An 18,134-nucleotide genomic window follows, 5' to 3' on the forward strand; every position below is an offset into this window, starting at 1 on the left:
GCTCGTGCAATCCCCAACAAAAAACGCCGCCCCAAGCGGGGCGGCGTTTCTTGTACGCGCTATGTCAGCCCGGCTTATTCGCCGCCGACAGCCAGGTCGCGGCGGGCGGCGACGATGGTCACCACGAAACCGGCCACAGTATCCATCAGCGCCATGATGGTGATCAGGAAAAAGACCGACGTGCCGAAACGGCCGACCAGCAGGAAGAGCGCCATCGCGATGACGAAGACCAGCATGGACAGGCCATGATTGATGATGGTGGCGGTGCCGGTACCGGCCGACTTCACCAGCTCGATGAACATCATGATCATGCCGATAATGATGAGAAGATCGCCCAGCTTCATCGCCCACGGTCCGGAGACCAGCGGGATCGAGAAGAGCGTGTTGTCCATCATGGCCGCGGCCGACGCCGGATCGCCGCCGGCAAAGATGACAATCACGGAATAGACGATCACCGGAATGATCAGAAGCGGAATTACGTTAAACATGGAACTTCCCCCATTGCCGCGGCCGCGTGCGCGTTGCGCCTGATTGGCCGCCGTCATACCCAACAATACGCCGTTATCTCCCCCACCGGCCATATCGTGTCCTTTCAAACTGCGGGCCAATTGCGGCCCTGAACCCTAGAACTCGTCGCTTCCGCGCGGATTGCGCGCCCGCGAATTTAACCACATTACACCCATCATGTCTGTCAAAGAGGCGAAAAGACGGCCGAAATTCGTATATTTCGACGATCCGATCGTCCGGTGACGGTGGGTAACGGGGCGGAATTCGCACAGATAGCCTTCCCGGTTCATCAACGCCGGCAAGAAGCGGTGCTGGTGATCAAAGAAGGGCAGCTCCAGATAGGCGGAGCGCTTGAAGGCCTTCAGCCCGCAGCCCGTATCATTGCAGTTGTCATTCAGCATCGCCTTGCGAATGCCATTGCCGAAGCGCGAGGCGAATTTCTTCCACGCACTGTCCTGGCGATTGGCCGAGCGGTCACCGCCGACCAGGGCCAGATTGTCCGGGGCATCCTCACGGATCAGCGCATCGACCACGGTGGGCAGGTTATCCGGCGGGTTCTGGCCATCCCCGTCCAGCGTACAGACCACGGCGCCGCGCGCATGCATCACGCCCGTGCGCACCGAGCGCGACTGGCCGGCATTATGCCGGTGGGCGATAACGCGCAGCATGGGAAGTTCGGTCTTGGCATCGATCAATTCCTGGCGGGTCGTGTCGCTGGAACAATCATCCACAAACAGGATCTCGAAGTCGCGTCCGCTCAGGGCCTCGGCGATCTCGCGGGCCAGCGGCACCACATTCCCGGCCTCATTATAGGCGGGGACGACGACGGAGATTTGGGGTTTGGTCATGGCGGTCTGGCTCATAAGTGTTGGCTTGAGCTTGCGAAACAGGGGCTGCCCGTTACATACCGGGTTTGGCTCATGACGCGAGGGATTTCTTCCTTCGCGCATTCTCGGAGGCATCATGACCGAATTGGCCCGCGGCGTCCGCGCCTATGTCATCATCGGCCTGCTGGCGGCCCTGTCCGCCCTGGCGGGGATTTTCACCCTGCCGCCGCTGGACCGGGATGAAAGCCGCTTTGCCCAGGCCACGGCGCAAATGCTGGAGACCGGGAATTTCGTCGAGATCAATTTCCTCGACACCGAGCGCAACAAGAAACCGGTCGGCATCCACTGGCTGCAGGCCGTCTCTGTCGCCGCCCTCTCCGATGCCGAGGCGCGCGAAATCTGGGCCTATCGCATTCCCTCTCTGCTGGGTGTGATCCTGGCGGCGCTGGCCGCCTTCTGGGGCGGACAAAAGCTGATCGGGCGCGAAGCCGCCTTTGCCGGTGCGGCCCTGTTTGCGACCACAATCCTCTTGGGCATTGAAGGCGGGATCGCCAAGACAGACGCCATGCTGGCCGGGTGCACCACTCTGGCCATGGCGGCGCTGATGAATGCCCGCGCGGGCGAGAATCCGGGCTGGAAGACCGCCCTCCTCTTCTGGTTCGCCATCGGGCTGGGTTCGCTGATCAAAGGGCCGGTGACGCCCATGGTCGCCGGTCTGGCCATCATTGCCCTTTTGATCTGGGAACGGGAGTGGCGCTGGCTGAAACCCGTCCTGACCTGGTGGGGACCGATCCTGGCCATTGCCATGGTCGTGCCTTGGCTGGTCTCCATCCAGATCGCCACCGAGGGCAATTTCCTGCGCGAGGCTCTGGGCGATGATCTGGGTCCGAAACTCGTCTCCGGCCATGAACGCCATGGCGGCCCCATCGGCTATCACCTCCTCCTCCTGCCGCTTCTCCTCTTCCCGGCGACGCTCTTCCTGGTGCCGGGTGTGGGACGCCTGGTCGGCGCGATCCGGCAGAAAACGGACATGGTGGGTGCGGCGCGCTTCCTGGTGTGCTGGGCCGTGCCGACCTGGCTGGTCTTCGAAATCCTGCCCACCAAACTCCCCCACTATGTCCTGCCCGCCTATCCGGCCCTGGCTCTGGCGGCCGGCTGGGGACTGGTGGAATTGGTGAAGGCGCAGGCCTGGCAACGCTGGGTCAGCTGGGGGTTGTTTGCCTTTGCGGGTGTCGTGTTTGCGATCGTGATCCCGGTGGCGTTTGTGATGTATGGAAACAATGCCAGCTGGGATGCGGTGCGCCTCTCCCTTGCCGGCTTCCAAGGCGGGTTTGATCTGGGCCTCGACCCGGCCGTGGCCGCCTGGGTCTTCATTGCCAGCGCCCTCTTCATCGGACTCACCGCCGCCGCCCTGATCAGCGACCGGGTGAAGCCGGGCGTGCTCGCCCTGGTCTTTGCCGTGCTGGCCGGACTGGGCTGGCAACTCGCCGCCCGGGGAGCGGCGCTGCCGAATGCGTATGCCGTGCGCCTGGCGGATCAGGTGCGGGGCGCGCGGGAATATTCGGAAATCCTCAACAACATGACGCCCGACGAGATCGTCACGGCCTCCAGCTATACCGAACCGAGCCTCGTCTTTTCTCTCGGTACGGATACCGTTCTCGGCTCCACTGAAGAGGTGATCGCCTTCGCCGCCGGCCGGGAGGAGCCGACCATGCTGGTGCTGGATCTGTCGCGGGACGAATCCCTGCTACCGGCTCTGCGGAGCGTTGAACTGCACGCGGCACTGGCCGATTTTCCCATGGTCGCCGCTTATGACGCACTGGATGTCTGCCACCGGACCCTGGCCTCGGGCACGAACTATTCCCGGGGTGACGAAACCGTGCTGGCCATTCTGTTCGTGAATTGCGGATCGGGCTATTCCGTCCAGCCACCCCGCCCGGCCGGCCCCTCCGATGACGAGACCAACCCCAATGACCCGCAAGATTGAAATCGTTGAAGTCGGACCGCGTGACGGTCTGCAGAATGATCCGGCGATGATGTCGACGGACACCAAGATCGAGTTTGTCGAACGGCTGATCGATGCCGGTGTCCGGCGGATGGAAGCGTCGAGTTTCGTTCATCCCAAACTGGTTCCGGCCATGGCCGACAGTGATGCCGTCATGCAACGCGTGCCGCGTCAGGACGGGGTGAAATATATCGGGCTGGCACTCAATGAGCGCGGCATGCGCCGGGCGCTGGAGGCCGGCTGTGACGAGGTGAATTACGTCATGGTGGCCTCGGAAGGCTTTGGCCTGAAGAACCAGAATGCCACGCCGGACCAGACGGCTGATCTGTTCGACCGCATTGCCGTGCTCGCCCATGACGAAGGCACACCGGTCTCGGTGACCGTGTCGGTGGCTTTCGGTGACCCGTTTGATGGCGAGGTGGACCCGGCGGTTGTCGCGCGTCTGGCTGGCCGGGCGCGGGCGGCGGGAGCGGTCGAGTTTGCCATGGGCGACACGATCGGTGTCGCCGATCCCTGGGCGGTGCGGCGCATGCTGGACCTCGTGCGCGCCGAGAGCGGGGATATGCGTCTGCGCATGCATTTCCACAACACGCGCAATACGGCGATGGCGAATATCTATGCCGCTGTCGAGGCCGGTGTGGATGTCATCGATGCGTCCGTCGGCGGGATTGGCGGCTGTCCCTTTGCACCCGCAGCCACCGGCAATGTGGCGACCGAGGATGTCGTCTACATGCTGGAGCGCGGCGGCTATGAGACCGGGCTGGATTTGGGCAAGCTCATCGAAACCGCAAAATGGCTGGAAACGGACGGGTTGAAACATCCCGTCGACAGTGCGCTGGCACGGGCCGGCGGTTTTCCCAAAGCCGGATAGGGATCAGCTGCGCGCGGCGCGGTGGGCCTTGAGACGGCGCAGACGCCGGACCACGGCACGGCGGTGCTGGGCGCCTTCGAGCAGCCCCTTGATCCGCAATAAGCCTGCCCGTCCCCACAGAGCCGTGAAGATCGGGCCGATCAGCGCCATGGTTGCCAGGCGCTGCAGCGGGCCGGGATAGTATTTCCAGAAATACTTCACGAACCCCAGACCCTTATGGCTCTCCACGAAGAAGGGCGAGGACTGGCTGGTGCCGCCATAATGCTTGATATTGGCGCGCGGTTCGAACCAGACCGAGCCGCCGCGCTCGCGGATATTCCGGCACAGATCGATGTCCTCGACATGCAGGAAATAGCGCTCGTCAAACCCGCCGATCGACAGGAAATCATCCCGCCGCATCATCAGCGCCGCGCCGGAGACGACCGGCATGGGCACCATGTCTTCCGACAGGGGCTGGGTCTCGAAATGCAGATTGCGCGCGCCAGGCAGGAAGCGGTTGAGGCCGAAGAAGGTGGCCAGCGCCGAAGCTGGCGTCAGCTCGCCACGACGGCCACCGCGCTGTTCGGTTCCGTCGGCATTGGTGATGCGCGCACCGATCGCCCAGAGCGCCTCATTCTTGAGATCCGCCGCCGAGGCTTTCAGCCGGCTGGCCACACCCGGAGCCAGAACGGCGTCGGGATTGAGGAAGAGGACATAATCGCCACTGGTCCGCCGGGCGCCGATATTGCAGCCCTTGGCAAAGCCCATATTGGCGCCGGTCTCGATCAGCACGAATTTGTCGGTATTGGAGGCCATGGTCCGCAGGGCGCGGATCAGTTCGGGCGGATTGCCATGATTGACCAGGACGAACTCGTCCACACCCGGCGCAGCCAGGATCGAGGCAACAGCTTCCAGCAGGCGCGGGCCGGTCTGCCAGGCGACCGTCACCACGCTCAAACGCGCAGCGTCACTCATGCCGGTCGTTTCGCTCCGAGGAAGAAGACCGACGTCGCTGCCAACGCTACTGTCCCTTGGTGCCATTCTTGCCAGACCCCGTAGGAAAAAACGATCAGGGAAACGTAGACAACGAATACCCAGACCACCCCGATAGCTTGCAATCGTGACAGTTTTGGTGCGGCGGCGATCCGACCCCCCATGGCCACCAGCGCTGACGCCAGCAGAACAGCCCCCACAGCTCCTGTCTCAAGCCAGATGTGCAAAGTGGCATTGTGCGGGTGCATGGGCAAGGCCTCGACGTTGAATCCTTGCAATAATAGCTCGCGATTCAGCGGTCTCGAGGCGTCCAACCCATAACCGAACCATGGGTTTTCCCTAATCAATTCACCCGCATAGCTCCATATCTCCAGGCGCCAGATCCAGGAGAGCGGCAAGGCATCGCGGACGCCCTCCGGCAGGTTCGCGATCAGCTCAGGCAGGGCCAGCGGCATCACGACCAGCATGCCGGCAGTAATCCCGAACGTCACAGTGATCATGGTGCGGGGCCAGAAAGCCGCCAGACCGGCCGCGATCGCAGCCAGGATGAAGGCAGCAGCATTGACCTGGGTCTCATAGCTGAAGGCCGCGATCGCCGCCATGACCACGAAGACCACGCCGATCAGAATGCCGCCCTCGCGCCAGGCCATCAGGGCCGCCGGAACGGCCAGCAAGATGAGCGGCACAGCGGCATGGCCCAGATTGCGGTTCACGAAGATGCTGACTTCCTGCGGCGACATGCCGGAGAAGTCTTCCTCGGCCAGTTTGAAGGCGAGCGTGTTCACCCCGTCAAACAGGGCTTCATAGACCAGGAAAAGGCCCAGCGAGATCATCAGGAAGAAGATCGCTGCCTCGACCCGCCTCTGCCAGCGGCCCTCCAGCTTGCCGATCCGCGCTGCAAAGAGCGCGTAGAGCGGGATGCCCAGACAGGTCCGCCAGATCTGGCCGGGATCATCATGCGGCGACCACAGGAAGCTGATCGCCACCCAGGCCAGGAAAAGCCCGCTGAACAGAAGCGCCCAGGGAAAGCGTTCCACACGCCAGAACTGCCGGTCCACCGGCAGTGCGGCCATCGCCAGCAGCGAGACCCAGGGCGCGATCAGGAGGGCGCCCGCGATCGAGAAGACGAGCGCGAAGCCGAAACCGGCCGTGCCGGCAATTCCGGCCCTCATATCGTCGCGCACGGTCTCGCGCCCTCCCTAATCGTCAGCCGCGCTTGAGGTCAGGTGCCAGCGCGTCAGCCGACAGGCGGGTGATCGCCTCGTCCAGCGGCAGGATTTCCTGCGTCTTACCACCTTCGCCCAGGAAGCGCAGGGCGAGCGTGCCCTCCTCGGCTTCCTTGCGGCCGACCACGGCAATCACCGGGACCTTGCCGACGGAATGTTCGCGGACCTTGTAGTTGATCTTCTCATTGCGAAGATCGGTCTCGGCGCGCAGGCCGGCCTTGGCCATCGCCGCCTTCACATCCTCCGCATAGCCATCGGCATCGGAGGTGATCGTCGCGATCACGACCTGGCGCGGGGCCAGCCAGAAGGGCAGCTTGCCGGCGTAGTTCTCGATCAGCACGCCGAGGAAACGCTCCAGCGAGCCCAGAATGGCCCGGTGCAGCATGACCGGACGGTGTTTCTCGCTGTCATCGCCGACAAAGGTCGCGTCCAGGCGTTCCGGCAGGTTGAAGTCGCACTGGATCGTGCCCGTCTGCCATTCCCGGCCAATCGCATCCTTCACCACAAAGTCCAGCTTGGGACCGTAGAAAGCGCCATCCCCCGGATTGTGCTCGTAATCGAGACCGGAGGCTTCGGCGGCTTCCTTGAGCGAGGCTTCCGCCTTGTCCCAGACCTCGTCCGAGCCCACGCGCTGTTCGGGACGGTCGGAGAATTTGATCCGCGGCTCCTCGAAACCGAAATCGGCATAGACCGACTTCAGCAGCTCACAGAAGGCTTTCACTTCCTCGGTGATCTGGTCGACCGTGCAGAAGATGTGCGCATCATCCTGCACAAAGCCGCGCACCCGCATCAGACCGTGCAGCGAGCCGGAGGGCTCATAGCGGTGGCAGGAACCGAACTCGGCCAGGCGCAGCGGCAGATCGCGATAGGATTTCTGGCCCTGATTGAAGACCTGGACGTGGCAAGGGCAGTTCATCGGCTTCACGGCCAGGACTTTTTCTTCCTGGTCGATGGAGGAGATGAACATGTTCTCCCGGTATTTGTCCCAGTGGCCCGAGGCTTCCCAGAATTTCCGGTCCATCAGCTGCGGCGTCTTGATCTCGACATAGCCGGCGGCCTCGAGACGGCGGCGCATATAGTCCTGCACGCCGCGATACAGCGTCCAGCCATTGGGGTGCCAGAAGACCTGGCCCTGCGCTTCTTCCTGGAAGTGGAAGAGCTCCATCTGCTTGCCAAGGCGGCGGTGATCGCGCTTCTCGGCTTCTTCCAGACGGTGCAAATGCGCCTTGAGCTGTTTGTCATCGGCCCAGGCCGTGCCATAGATCCGCTGCAGCATGGCGTTGCGGTGATCACCGCGCCAATAAGCGCCGGCCACCTTCATCAGCTTGAACGCCTTGCCGATCTTGCCCGTCGACGGCAGGTGCGGCCCACGGCACAGATCGAACCATTCGCCCTGGCGATAGATCGTGATCGTCTCGTCTTCCGGCAGGTCCTCGATCAGCTCGGCCTTGTAGGCCTCACCCATCTCGCGGAACTTGGCGATCGCCTCATTGCGGTCCCAGACCTCGCGCTCGAAGGGCAGGTCAGCATCGACGATCTGCGCCATGCGCTTCTCGATGGCTTCGAAATCTTCCGGCGAGAACGGTTCGTCGCGGGCAAAGTCGTAATAGAAACCATCCTCGATGGCCGGGCCGATCGTGACCTGCGTACCGGGGAAAAGTTCCTGCACCGCCTGGGCGAGAATATGCGCCGTGTCGTGACGGATCACTTCCAGCGCCTTGTCATCCTTGCGGGTGATCAGGGAAACCGTCGCATCGCCCTCCAGCGGGCGCGTCAGATCCCATTCCTGTCCATCCACCTCGGCAATGATGGAAGCCTTGGCAAGCGATTTGGAAATGCTTGTCGCGAGGTCGAGGGGCGTGGCGCCATCGGCCAGCTCGCGTTTCGACCCATCGGGAAGCGTCACATTGATCATTGGTCAAAGTCCTTGTCGTCGGCGCGGTCCGCCGGCGGATGGGCATGCATTCTGTTCTGGTTCGGCGGGAACCGGAAGGCCCAGACGCGCCACCAGGGGGTGTCATCGCGCCGCGGCGGAACCGGATCAAAGCCGAACGTGCCACCGGGCCGGCAGCGCAGCAGCCGCCCCAGCGTCAGCCAGAAGCCGCGCCAGCCGCCCTGGTCCTTCACCGCATCAATGGCGTAGTGCGAACAGGTCGGCTCATGCCGGCAGCGCACCCCCACCGCGTAGAAGACCGGGGACAGGACGAGTTGATAGGCTCGCAGTGCGAGGATCATCAACCAGCCCGCCGGACCGGGTTTCGGCGTATCGTTCGGTTCCGTCGAACGCATGTGAATCAAGCCTTTTAACGCCGTCATGCGTGCTGTCCACCATGGACATGAGGCACGCGGCGCGGACCGCAGTAAAGAAGTTAGCTCAGGGATTTCTTTGCGGACTGTCCGGGGCGTCCCGCCGGCGCGGCGGGGCCGGACAGCCCTAGCCGGTTGGCTCGGTTGTCTTCGCGGTGGACCCGCCAACCTGACGTGCCGCTTCACAGACGGCCTCGAAGGCCAGCATCACCGACTGGTGCCGGGCCGGATAGGCCCGCGCGCCTTCCAGCACTGCCAGTTCGGCGAACCGGCCGCGCGGCGAGGGCTTGCCCTGTTTCAACATCGCCAGAAGACTGTCCCGGGCCAGGGCGAGCTCACTCGCCGATGCGCCGATCACCTGGCGTGCCATGATCGAGGCGGAAGCCTGCCCCAGCGCGCAGGCCTTCACCCGCAGCGCCAGATCGGCCACCCGGCCGCCCTGCATCACCAGATCCACTTCCACTTCCGACCCGCACAGGCGCGACACCTTGCGCACGGAAGCCTGCGGGCGCGACAAACGCCCGATCCGCGGAATATCCGCCGCCAGCCGCAAGACCGCGTTGGAATAGAGATCATCAGCCATGATGGGTTCTATGTAAGGTGTTTTGGGGGGCCGCGCCAGACCTGCACGCTCAACCCGATTGCGGCTTTCTGACATGATTGCGCCATGCATCATAAAGCAGAGCAGACGCGCAGACTTCGATCACCATAACCAGAAATCCGAAACCGCCCTCATAGTGCGGATTGCTGGTCGCCGTCACCCACAGGGAAAGCTGGCAAAGCGCGCCCAGAAGATAGGGCCACAGCGCCCAGCGATGTCGGCGAAAAACGCTCCAGAAAGCGACCGTTTTAGCGACAACTGCCAGCCCGAGAATCGCAAAAATCAGGGGGGTTCCCAGCCTTTGCATCTCGCCAATCGGGATTCCGAAAACGACTTCCGCGCCCCACAACCAGGCCCGTAGATTCACGTAACCCCAAAACAGAAAAACCGCCGCATCAACGCCTGTCAGCCCGAGCAAAACCCATCGCTTCAACAATGCTATGTGCATGCAAGCTCCTCTTCGGGACGGCAAGTCACGTCAGCGCCGGAAGAGACAGTCTACTCCTAATCCACCTCGTCTTCATCGAGATAGGTCGGTTCGGTGCGGCCCAGCACTTCGGGAATATCCCCGAAGGGTTCGTCGCCCTCTTCCGGTTCCGGTTCCCAGGCCTCGTCGATCTCGACGGACCAAAAGCCCTCGGCGAAAGCGGCACCTTCGGCCAGCTTGATGGCGGCGTCCGCATCGGCGGCGATGACGCCCCAGGTGATGAAACACTCACCTGTGGCGTCCTCGGCCTGCATCAACACATTGAAGCCCTTGAGGGCCATGGCGCTTACTCCGTCACCTTGCGCCAGGTCGAGCCTTCCGGCCCGTCATCGACCTGGACCTTGAGCTCATTGAGGCGATCGCGGATCTCGTCCGCCTTGCCCCAATCCTTGGCCTCGCGGGCGGCCTGGCGCTGGACGATGAGATCATCGATCTCGGCCCGCTCCTCGGCCGAAAGGGCCGTAAGGCCGAACCATTCATCCGGATCGCCCTGGCCCAGTCCCAGAAGAGCACCGGCGGCCAGCAATTCGCCCTTGGCCTGCGCCTTTTCCGCATCCGTTTCGGCTTTGTTGGCCGCACCGGCCAGCGCGAACAATTCGGACAGGGCCTTGGGTGTGTTGATGTCATCCAGAACGGCTTCCAGGAAGGCGGCCGGCACGCCCGTCCGGGCAGCCTCGACATCACCGAGACGACGCAGAACGCCATAAATCCGGTCCAGCGAACGGCGGGTCTTGGCCAGAAGGTCGGCATTCCAGGTCAGCGGCGCGCGATAATGCGCCGTCAGCAGGGCGCAGCGCAGCACCTCACCGGACCAAGCCTGTTTGAGCTCATGGATGAGCGCGACATTGCCCAGGGATTTGGACATCTTGTCCGAACCCATGTTCAGGAAGCCATTGTGGATCCAGTAATTGGCCATCGCCTTGCCGCCATGGGCACAGGTGGACTGGGCGATCTCGTTTTCATGGTGCGGGAAGACCAGGTCAATGCCGCCGCCATGAATGTCGATCGTCTCACCCAGATGGGTTTCGCACATGGCCGAGCATTCCAGGTGCCAGCCCGGCCGGCCGCGGCCCCAGGGGCTGTCCCAACCCGGCTCGTCATCCTTGGACGGCTTCCACAGGACGAAATCCTGCGGATCCTTCTTGTAGGGCGCGACCTCGACCCGGGCTCCGGCGATCATGTCGTCCAGCGAACGGCGCGACAGAGCACCATAGCGCTCATAGGAGGCCACCGAGAACAGGACATGGCCTTCAGCGGCATAGGCATGCCCCTCATCGACCAGGCGCTGCATCATCGCGATCATCGGTTCGATATGATCCGTCGCCTTGGGCTCCAGCGTCGGGGCGCGGACGCCCAGCGCATCGAGATCCTCGCGATAGATTTTCGCGAACCGTGTGGCGACAGCCTCGATGCCTTCGCCGTTTTCGCGGGCAGCGGCCATGATCTTGTCGTCGATATCGGTGATATTGGCCGCCAGCACGACATGCTCATCGCCATAGAGGTGCGCGAGGGCCCGGCGCAACACATCAAACACGACCGGCGGACGCGCATTGCCGATATGGGCATAGGAATAAACGGTCGGTCCGCAGACATACATCGTCACCCGGTCCGGATCGATCGGTTCGAAGACCCGTTTGCGGCGGGCCATCGTGTCATAAAGGGTGAGCGAATTCATAATCTTGTCCGTATCCGACATATGTCTGTACTGAAAAATCATGACCCCCATACGCGGCCATGAGTTGGAATGTGGCGCTTTAAGCCCTACATACCCCCTCGCGCGCAAGCGCGAAAATGAGAGGATTTCAGGTCGCAGCCCCAACCACGAGCTGCCATTTGCATCCTCGATCCGGAAACCGGAACTGCGGTGCCCTCGTAAACCGAAGACACCGGCCCGACAACGAAAGGATCCACGAGGATGGACGCCGTGACCCCTGAAGCCGCGCGCCTGGCTGGCGCACCCAAAGCAAAACCGACCCGTGAAGAGGCCGAAGAGGCCGTTCGCACCCTGATTTCCTGGGCGGGTGATGATCCGTCCCGTGAAGGCCTGCTGGATACGCCCAAGCGTGTCGCCAAGGCCTGGCAGGAATGGTTCTCCGGCTATGATGCCGACCCGCTCGCCGCCCTCGGCAAGACGTTCGAGGATGTGCAGGGCTATGACGACATGGTCATGCTGACCAATATCGATGTCGAGAGCCATTGCGAACACCACCTCGCCCCGATCATGGGTGTCGCCCATGTCGCCTATCTGCCGCGCAAGGCCGTGGTCGGCATTTCCAAGATTGCCCGCGTGGTCGAGATTTTCGCCAAGCGCATGCAGACGCAGGAAACCATGACCGCCCAGATCGCCGATGCGCTGACCGAGGCGATGGACCCGCTGGGCGTGGCCGTCTTCGTCGACGCCAAGCACCAGTGCATGACGACCCGCGGTGTGCACCACCCGAATGTGTCGACCATCACGACCAGCTTCACCGGTGCCTTCAAAACCGACCCGGATCTGCGCGACCGTTTCATGCGCATGGTGGAACGCGGCTAAACCCCGTTTCCAGACCGGATGTGAAAAGCCCCGCAGCACGCGCTGCGGGGCTTTTTCATGCTGTGATGCCGCGTTTCATTAAATTGCGCGATGTTTGCGCTGTGCGCTCGGCCGTGCTCCGGGAAGCTTGTCCCCACCCGCCAGAACCGGCCGGGACGGACTTATCCCCCGACCGCGAGCGGCGGATAAGGGCGGGCAGAGCCTGCGCCCTGCCCGCCCGCCGGATATCATCAGGCCGGCGCGTCGAGCGAGGCCATGTCGATCACGAAACGGTAGCGCACATCAGCGCGTTCCATGCGCTCGAAGGCTTCGTTGATCTCGTCCATACGGATCATCTCGCATTCCGGCAGGATGTTCATCCGGCCGCAGAAATCGAGCATTTCCTGGGTTTCCGCGATCCCGCCGATCAGCGAGGCGGCAATGCGGCGGCGCCCCATGATCAGAGGCGGCGACATGAACTCGGCCATCGGGCCGACCTGGCCGACCAGGCAGATCGTACCGTCAATGTCGAGCAGCGGCAGGTAGGGATTGATGTCGTGCTTGACCGGCACCGTGTCGATGATCAGATCGAGCGAGCCCGCCGCTTCCTTCATCGCGGCCCGATCACCGGAGATCAGGAAGGCGTCGGCACCCAGCTCCATGGCGTCCTTTTCCTTGTCCGCCGTGCGGGAAATCACGGTGACATGGGCGCCCAGGCCCACGGCCAGCTTGATCGCCATGTGGCCGAGACCACCCATGCCGACCACACCCACGCGGGAGCCCGGACCGACATTCCAGGTACGCAGCGGCGAATAGGTGGTGATGCCAGCGCAAAGCAGCGGTGCCGCCTTGGACATATCCAGATTGTCCGGCACAGACAGAACGAATTCCTCGCGCACCACAATGTGCTTGGAATAGCCGCCATAAGTGATGTCGCCGGTGATGCGGTCCGGCGAATTATAGGTGCCGGTCATGCCGTGACGGCAATACTGCTCTTCACCGCCATGGCACTGGTCGCAATGCTGGCAGCTGTCGACCATGCAGCCGACGGCCACCTTGTCACCGACCGTGTAATTCTCGACGTCCGAACCCACTGCAGAGACACGGCCAACGATCTCGTGGCCCGGCACATTCGGATAGACTGTGCCTTTCCAGTCGGAACGAGCGGTATGCAGGTCGGAATGGCAGACGCCGCAATATTCGATGTCGATCGCCACATCATTCGGGCGCAAGTCCCGGCGTTCGAAATGGAAGGGTTCAAGCGGAGTGTCGGCACTCTGGGCCGCATAGCCAATTGTCTTCATGATGCAGGTCCGTCCTGTTCGGTGTCGCGACAGGCCAAGCCTGCCAGTCAGGCAGACATATAGGGCATTCCCCGGCCGGTCTTTAGTCCCCGCCTGTTCAAAACACTGATGAGCCAGACTCATCAGTGCGGAATCCGCGCCCGCTTCGCCGATCAGGCCAGGCGTTCCACCTCCGGTGCCACGCCATTGGTCTGACGGGTCAGTCGCCAGTGACTGTCCAGGCCCGCACGGTAGTCACGCTGCAGGATGGTGGAGACGGTGATGTATTCCGCCTCGGCCGTTTCCGGCGTCAGGGTCAGTCGGATATAGCCGTGATCCTCCATATTGCAGTGGCGGACCGCGTCATTGGCCTCGACCATCATGCGCCCATAATCCACGCCCGGCGCCTTGAAGCTGGAGAAGGGCGAGGGCGAGGTTACCGACGTGCCGACGAACTCGGTCCCGATCCGCACACCGTCGGACGCGACCAGATCATTGGTCCAGTAGGAATGGACGTCACCGGTGATCGTGACGACATCGGCACCCGCTTCACGCAAGGCCCCGAACAGGCGCTCGCGCTCGGCCGGATAGCCGTCCCACATGTCCAGATTGAAGGGGATGTCGAACCGGGTCCGCATGATGAAATTGCGGGCGAACTCGCTGTTGCGCGTCGCATACCAGCGCAGCCAGCCGGGCATTTCCGTCGCGAAATTCGGGAAATTGACGCGGGACATGATCACCTGGTTGGCCAGGATCCGCCATGGCTTGCCCGCCGCAACACTGTCCGCACAGGCCCCCGCAATCCCCGCAATCTGCTCCCCGCCAATCAGTTCCCGGGACACATCCCCCACCACATCCCGCTTCCACGCCGCCACAGCTTCCAGCACGGCCGGGTCAGTATCGTCTGCATCAGAGGGGACGGGGAACGAGGCCAGGGAGACTTCCTGGTCGCGCGCGCTGAGCCGGCTCTCGATCAGGCAGATCGTTGCCAGATTGCCGATTTCGTAGACGCCATAACGGTCACGCAGGTCTTCCGGCTCGCGGCTGGGTGTCCAGTCATACCAGGCGCGCAGGGCGGCATCGCGGCGGACCTCCCAGGGGCCTTCACCCTGGTCGGGGTCATGGTTCTCGGCGCCATCGGCATAGGAATTGTTGGCGGTCTCGTGGTCGTCCCAGCTCATGATCCAGGGTGCAACGGCGTGCAGGGCCTGCAGGTCCGGATCGGACTTGTACTGGGCATGGCGCGTCACATAGTCGGAATAGGAGACGATCTCGTGCAGCGGTTCCGGCACACGATTGAGCGCCTCGGCATCACCGGTCGCATACTCGCCCATCGCATATTCATAGAGATAGTCGCCCAGATGGATGACCAGATCGAGATCCCCATTCTCGGCCCCCTCGCGATAGGCATTGAAATGCCCCGCCGGGAAATTGGAACAGGAATAGACGCCGATCCGGTAGGCATCGATCGTCCCCACCGGCAGGGTTCGCGTGATGCCGACCGGGGAATAAGTGTCATTGAGCCGGAAGCGGTAGAAATAGGTCTCACCCGGCTCCAGCCCGGTCGCGAGAACTTTCAGCGTGCCCAGCGGCTGGGGCTGGATATAGGCGATCTCACCACCCTCGGCGAAGACGATATCGGTAAAGTCCGCGTCGCGTGCCACTTCAACACCGCGATAGCCGCCGGCATCATCGGTCAGCGCCGTCCACAGGACGACGGAATTGGTATCGGGATCGCCCGAAGCCACGCCGTGACGGAAGGCGCCCTCGCCCTGCGGAACATAGGCATCCGGCTTGGGCGAACAGGCGGTCAGGACCAGACCGGTGCCCGCTGCCCCGATCAGGGCCGAGCGGCGTGTGAGCGACGTCTTCGACATAGGAACTCCCCGAACTTTGTCAGGGGATATCCCTAGACCGATTTCGCGACGAGTTCACGACGTGAATTCAAGCCATCCAAAAAGCTACAGCGCGCCGGGCTCCCCCGAACCCGGCGCGCTGACTGGTCCGCTCAAGAGCGGTGACTAGAAATCGACGCCTGCGCGCACGCCGTAGAGGCGCGGCGAGCCGGCAATGAAGGTCGGCATGCCGAAAGTGCCGCCCGTATTGCCCGCATCGATCAGGTATTCCTCATCCAGCAGATTGGTGCCGAAGAGTTCGACGTGGAAGTTCTCGCCGGCATCGTCGAAGCGGATGCGGGCGTTGAACAGACCGTAGGCGTCCTGGGCGAGGATGCCGCCGAACCGGTCATTGTCATTGTCGAAGAAGATGTCCGACTGCCAGCTATAGGTCGGCAGGAAGGTCACCGAACCCCACTCGCCACTGGCCACATCGACATTCAGACCGAAGGACACGGCGTGTTCCGGGGCATAGCGGAAGGTATTGCCCGCCAGCAGGAGCGTGTTGCCGTTGGAGTCCGTGTCATCGAAAGTCGCGGAATTATAGGCATAGCTGACATAGAGCTGGGCGCGCTCACCCAGGTCGAACTGGCCCTGCATTTCCAGACCGTACTGAGTGGCATTACCGGCATTGTCCGTCACATAGGAGATCGTGTTCGGGTCAAACCGCGTGGTCTGGAAGTTCTCATATTCCGAATAGAAGACCGAGCCGGACAGCGTGCCATAGGCAAAGGTCCAGAAGGCCCCGGCTTCCACGGAGTCGACGATTTCCGCCGGCGCCGCAGAGAAAAGGGTCGGCGAGGTGGTATCGACAGAGATGATGTCCGGGCGGCGGCCACGGGCATAGCTGATCCAGGCGTTCAACGTGTCGGACACGGCATAGCTGGCGGCCACACGCCAGGTGAAATCATCGAACTCGCCGGACTGGCTGATCGTGTCACCATTCGGCGTGTAGGGCGTCACCAGGGTCGGCGCGAAGGTGATCAGGTTCGGACCGGCGATATTGCGGCCATAGCCCGAAGAGGTCTTGTCTTCCGCCGTGTAGCGCAAGCCGGCCGTCAGGGTCAGGCGATCCGTCACGGCATAGGAAGCATCCGCGAAGATGTCATAAGAGGTCTGTTCGGCCGCGTTGGATCCCTCTTCGAGATAGATATCGCGCAGCGGCACAAGCTGAGCCTGGGTCAGCAGGGCAGCCACCGAATAGGGGAAGGGGTTGAGCGGATTGTCCAGATCCACACCCGGGAAGCCTGCCAGAGCCAGAAGGCCTTCCAGCTGAGGCACGGTTGCACCAAAGCTGGCGGCCAGCGAGTCGGCCAGGACGGCCTGGGCCACAGCTTCATTGATGCCGAGCGGAATGCGCTGTTCGCCTTCTTCCTGGAAGTAGAGCGCACCGATCGAGCCGGTCCAGGCGCCGCCATTGTCGTAGGAGAAGCGGACTTCCTGGCTGAACTGTTCGCCGGTCGCATCTTCCGCAATGGCCAGGAAGGGCAGGAAGGAGCCATCCGGATCGAAGATTTCGACCGAGGTGAAGTCACGCCAGCCGGTGATCGAGCTCAGCGTCCAGGCATCATTGATGGCGTAATCGGCCAGGAAGGTGACGCCGCGCACTTCGCGGTCCAGCCCCAGCGGCGCGTCATTCTCGAAGCCACCGAACGTGTTCAGTGAGGCCGCCGTGAAGGGATTGGTGTCGCCTCCGATTGCGGGGATGGCGGCGGATTTGAAGGAGGTGCCGGGCGGGTTGTCCTGCTGATAATTGGCGATCAGGTCGAAGGAGAAATCCGCGGTCGGGGCGCCGGACAGGACGATGCGGAAAGCCTGGGTATCGCGACCCTGCAGCTCGCCACCGAGCGTATTGTCGATATAGCCGTCGCGCTGGCGGGAGACGCCGGCGATGCGCAGGCCGTAATTGTCGGCGAGGCGCAGATTGACGTGACCGCGGCCCTCAACCTGGCCGTCATTGCCGAAGCCCACTTCGGCGGACAGGGAGTATTCGTCGTCCGCCTTGTTCTGGATGATGTTGATACCGCCGATCAGGGCGCCCCGGCCGAACAGGGTCGGCTGCGGACCCTTGGCCACTTCCACGCGCTCAATATCGAACAGCTCGATATAGGAGCCGCGCGAGCGGGTGATGGAGACACCATCCTGGAAGACCGCAACCCGGGTTTCCGACGTGGCTTCACCACTGTCCGTGGTGATGCCGCGAATGGAGTAACCGGTATTATTCGGGCTCTGCTCCTGCACGATCAGGCCCGGCGTGAAGGCCGCCAGGTCCTCGAAGTCGGCAATATCGAGCTCGTCCAGCAGGGCTTCATCGAAGGCGGACACATTAATCGGCACATCAGCGACCGACTGCTCGCGGAACTGCGTGGTGACCGTGATCACTTCCACGCCGGCATCGTCTGTCGATTGCTGCGCGTTTGCTGCGCCGCAAGCACTGGCGAAACCGATCAGGGCGGCTGCAGAAAGAAGGCGAGATTTCAAGACCATCGTATAACTCCCAAAACGCGAGCAGCCCCATGACTGCGGTCTGAAGCGCGGGTCTATGCGCTTCGCGTGACGCTTTACCGACAAGATGATGACAGATCGTTGATGCACTGCAGCATTCACTGTGGCGTTGCATTCCTGCATCGCTTGGCGGATA

General features: G+C 62.7%; 16 protein-coding genes. 3 read left to right on the plus strand and 13 right to left on the minus strand.

The window, feature by feature from the left end; all coding sequences use genetic code 11:
- Positions 1-74 precede the first annotated feature (74 nt).
- Positions 75-488 carry a hypothetical protein gene (locus I0K07_RS12010; protein ID WP_238934820.1) on the minus strand — a complete coding sequence of 138 codons (414 nt, stop codon included), beginning with the start codon at positions 486-488 and terminating at the stop codon, positions 75-77.
- Positions 489-623: 135 nt separating this feature from the next.
- Positions 624-1,355: a glycosyltransferase family 2 protein gene (locus I0K07_RS12015; protein WP_238934822.1), complete on the minus strand. Its 732-nt coding sequence runs from the start codon at positions 1,353-1,355 to the stop codon at positions 624-626.
- A 115-nt stretch (positions 1,356-1,470) separates the two neighbouring features.
- Between I0K07_RS12015 and I0K07_RS12020 the strand changes: the two genes are divergently transcribed.
- Complete coding sequence (locus I0K07_RS12020; RefSeq protein WP_203293742.1) at positions 1,471-3,321, plus strand: ArnT family glycosyltransferase; 1,851 nt, start codon at positions 1,471-1,473, stop codon at positions 3,319-3,321.
- Entirely contained in the window at positions 3,305-4,210 is a 906-nt protein-coding gene (locus I0K07_RS12025) for a hydroxymethylglutaryl-CoA lyase (protein ID WP_203293744.1), read from the plus strand. Before I0K07_RS12020 ends, I0K07_RS12025 begins: the two co-directional genes overlap by 17 nt.
- 3 nt (positions 4,211-4,213) lie before the next feature.
- On the opposite strand, the gene I0K07_RS12030 is transcribed toward I0K07_RS12025, so the two are convergent.
- The 8 genes from I0K07_RS12030 to cysS all read right to left on the minus strand — a co-directional run bounded on the left by I0K07_RS12030 (position 4,214) and on the right by cysS (position 11,478).
- Positions 4,214-5,164 carry a glycosyltransferase family 2 protein gene (locus I0K07_RS12030; protein ID WP_203293746.1) on the minus strand — a complete coding sequence of 317 codons (951 nt, stop codon included), beginning with the start codon at positions 5,162-5,164 and terminating at the stop codon, positions 4,214-4,216.
- Entirely contained in the window at positions 5,161-6,366 is a 1,206-nt protein-coding gene (locus I0K07_RS16050; RefSeq protein ID WP_203293748.1) for an O-antigen ligase family protein, read from the minus strand. The genes I0K07_RS12030 and I0K07_RS16050 overlap by 4 nt, the downstream gene beginning before the upstream one ends.
- A 22-nt stretch (positions 6,367-6,388) precedes the next feature.
- Positions 6,389-8,323, minus strand: a complete 1,935-nt coding sequence (gene thrS, locus I0K07_RS12040) for a threonine--tRNA ligase (protein WP_203293750.1) — start codon at positions 8,321-8,323, stop codon at positions 6,389-6,391.
- Positions 8,320-8,697: a membrane protein insertion efficiency factor YidD gene (gene yidD / locus I0K07_RS12045; RefSeq protein WP_203293752.1), complete on the minus strand. Its 378-nt coding sequence runs from the start codon at positions 8,695-8,697 to the stop codon at positions 8,320-8,322. Before yidD ends, thrS begins: the two co-directional genes overlap by 4 nt.
- Before the next feature lie 145 nt (positions 8,698-8,842).
- A complete protein-coding gene (locus tag I0K07_RS12050) occupies positions 8,843-9,298 on the minus strand; it encodes an iron-sulfur cluster assembly scaffold protein (protein WP_203293754.1) in 456 nt (151 codons plus the stop codon).
- A gap of 49 nt (positions 9,299-9,347) precedes the next feature.
- Positions 9,348-9,764, minus strand: coding sequence for a hypothetical protein (locus I0K07_RS12055; protein ID WP_203293756.1), 417 nt, complete (start codon positions 9,762-9,764; stop codon positions 9,348-9,350).
- 56 nt (positions 9,765-9,820) lie between these two features.
- Positions 9,821-10,084, minus strand: a complete 264-nt coding sequence (locus tag I0K07_RS12060; protein ID WP_203293758.1) for a hypothetical protein — start codon at positions 10,082-10,084, stop codon at positions 9,821-9,823.
- Between the two features lie 5 nt (positions 10,085-10,089).
- Positions 10,090-11,478 (minus strand): cysteine--tRNA ligase, encoded by a 1,389-nt coding sequence (cysS, locus tag I0K07_RS12065; protein ID WP_203293759.1) that lies wholly within the window; start codon positions 11,476-11,478, stop codon positions 10,090-10,092.
- Positions 11,479-11,718: 240 nt separating this feature from the next.
- Here cysS and folE point away from each other — a divergent pair, with 240 nt between their 5' ends.
- A complete protein-coding gene (gene folE / locus I0K07_RS12070; protein WP_203293761.1) occupies positions 11,719-12,336 on the plus strand; it encodes a GTP cyclohydrolase I FolE in 618 nt (205 codons plus the stop codon).
- A 230-nt stretch (positions 12,337-12,566) separates the two neighbouring features.
- Here the strand turns inward: folE and I0K07_RS12075 are convergent, their stop codons facing one another.
- From I0K07_RS12075 to I0K07_RS12085, 3 genes are all read right to left on the minus strand, one after another.
- Entirely contained in the window at positions 12,567-13,619 is a 1,053-nt protein-coding gene (locus tag I0K07_RS12075; RefSeq protein WP_203293763.1) for an NAD(P)-dependent alcohol dehydrogenase, read from the minus strand.
- A 152-nt stretch (positions 13,620-13,771) separates the two neighbouring features.
- Positions 13,772-15,475: an alkaline phosphatase D family protein gene (locus tag I0K07_RS12080; RefSeq protein ID WP_203293765.1), complete on the minus strand. Its 1,704-nt coding sequence runs from the start codon at positions 15,473-15,475 to the stop codon at positions 13,772-13,774.
- Between the two features lie 144 nt (positions 15,476-15,619).
- Entirely contained in the window at positions 15,620-17,980 is a 2,361-nt protein-coding gene (locus tag I0K07_RS12085; RefSeq protein ID WP_203293767.1) for a TonB-dependent receptor, read from the minus strand.
- Between the last annotated feature and the right edge of the window lie 154 nt (positions 17,981-18,134).

This window comes from Maricaulis parjimensis, assembly GCF_016817355.1.
GTDB classification, from domain to species: domain Bacteria; phylum Pseudomonadota; class Alphaproteobacteria; order Caulobacterales; family Maricaulaceae; genus Maricaulis; species Maricaulis parjimensis.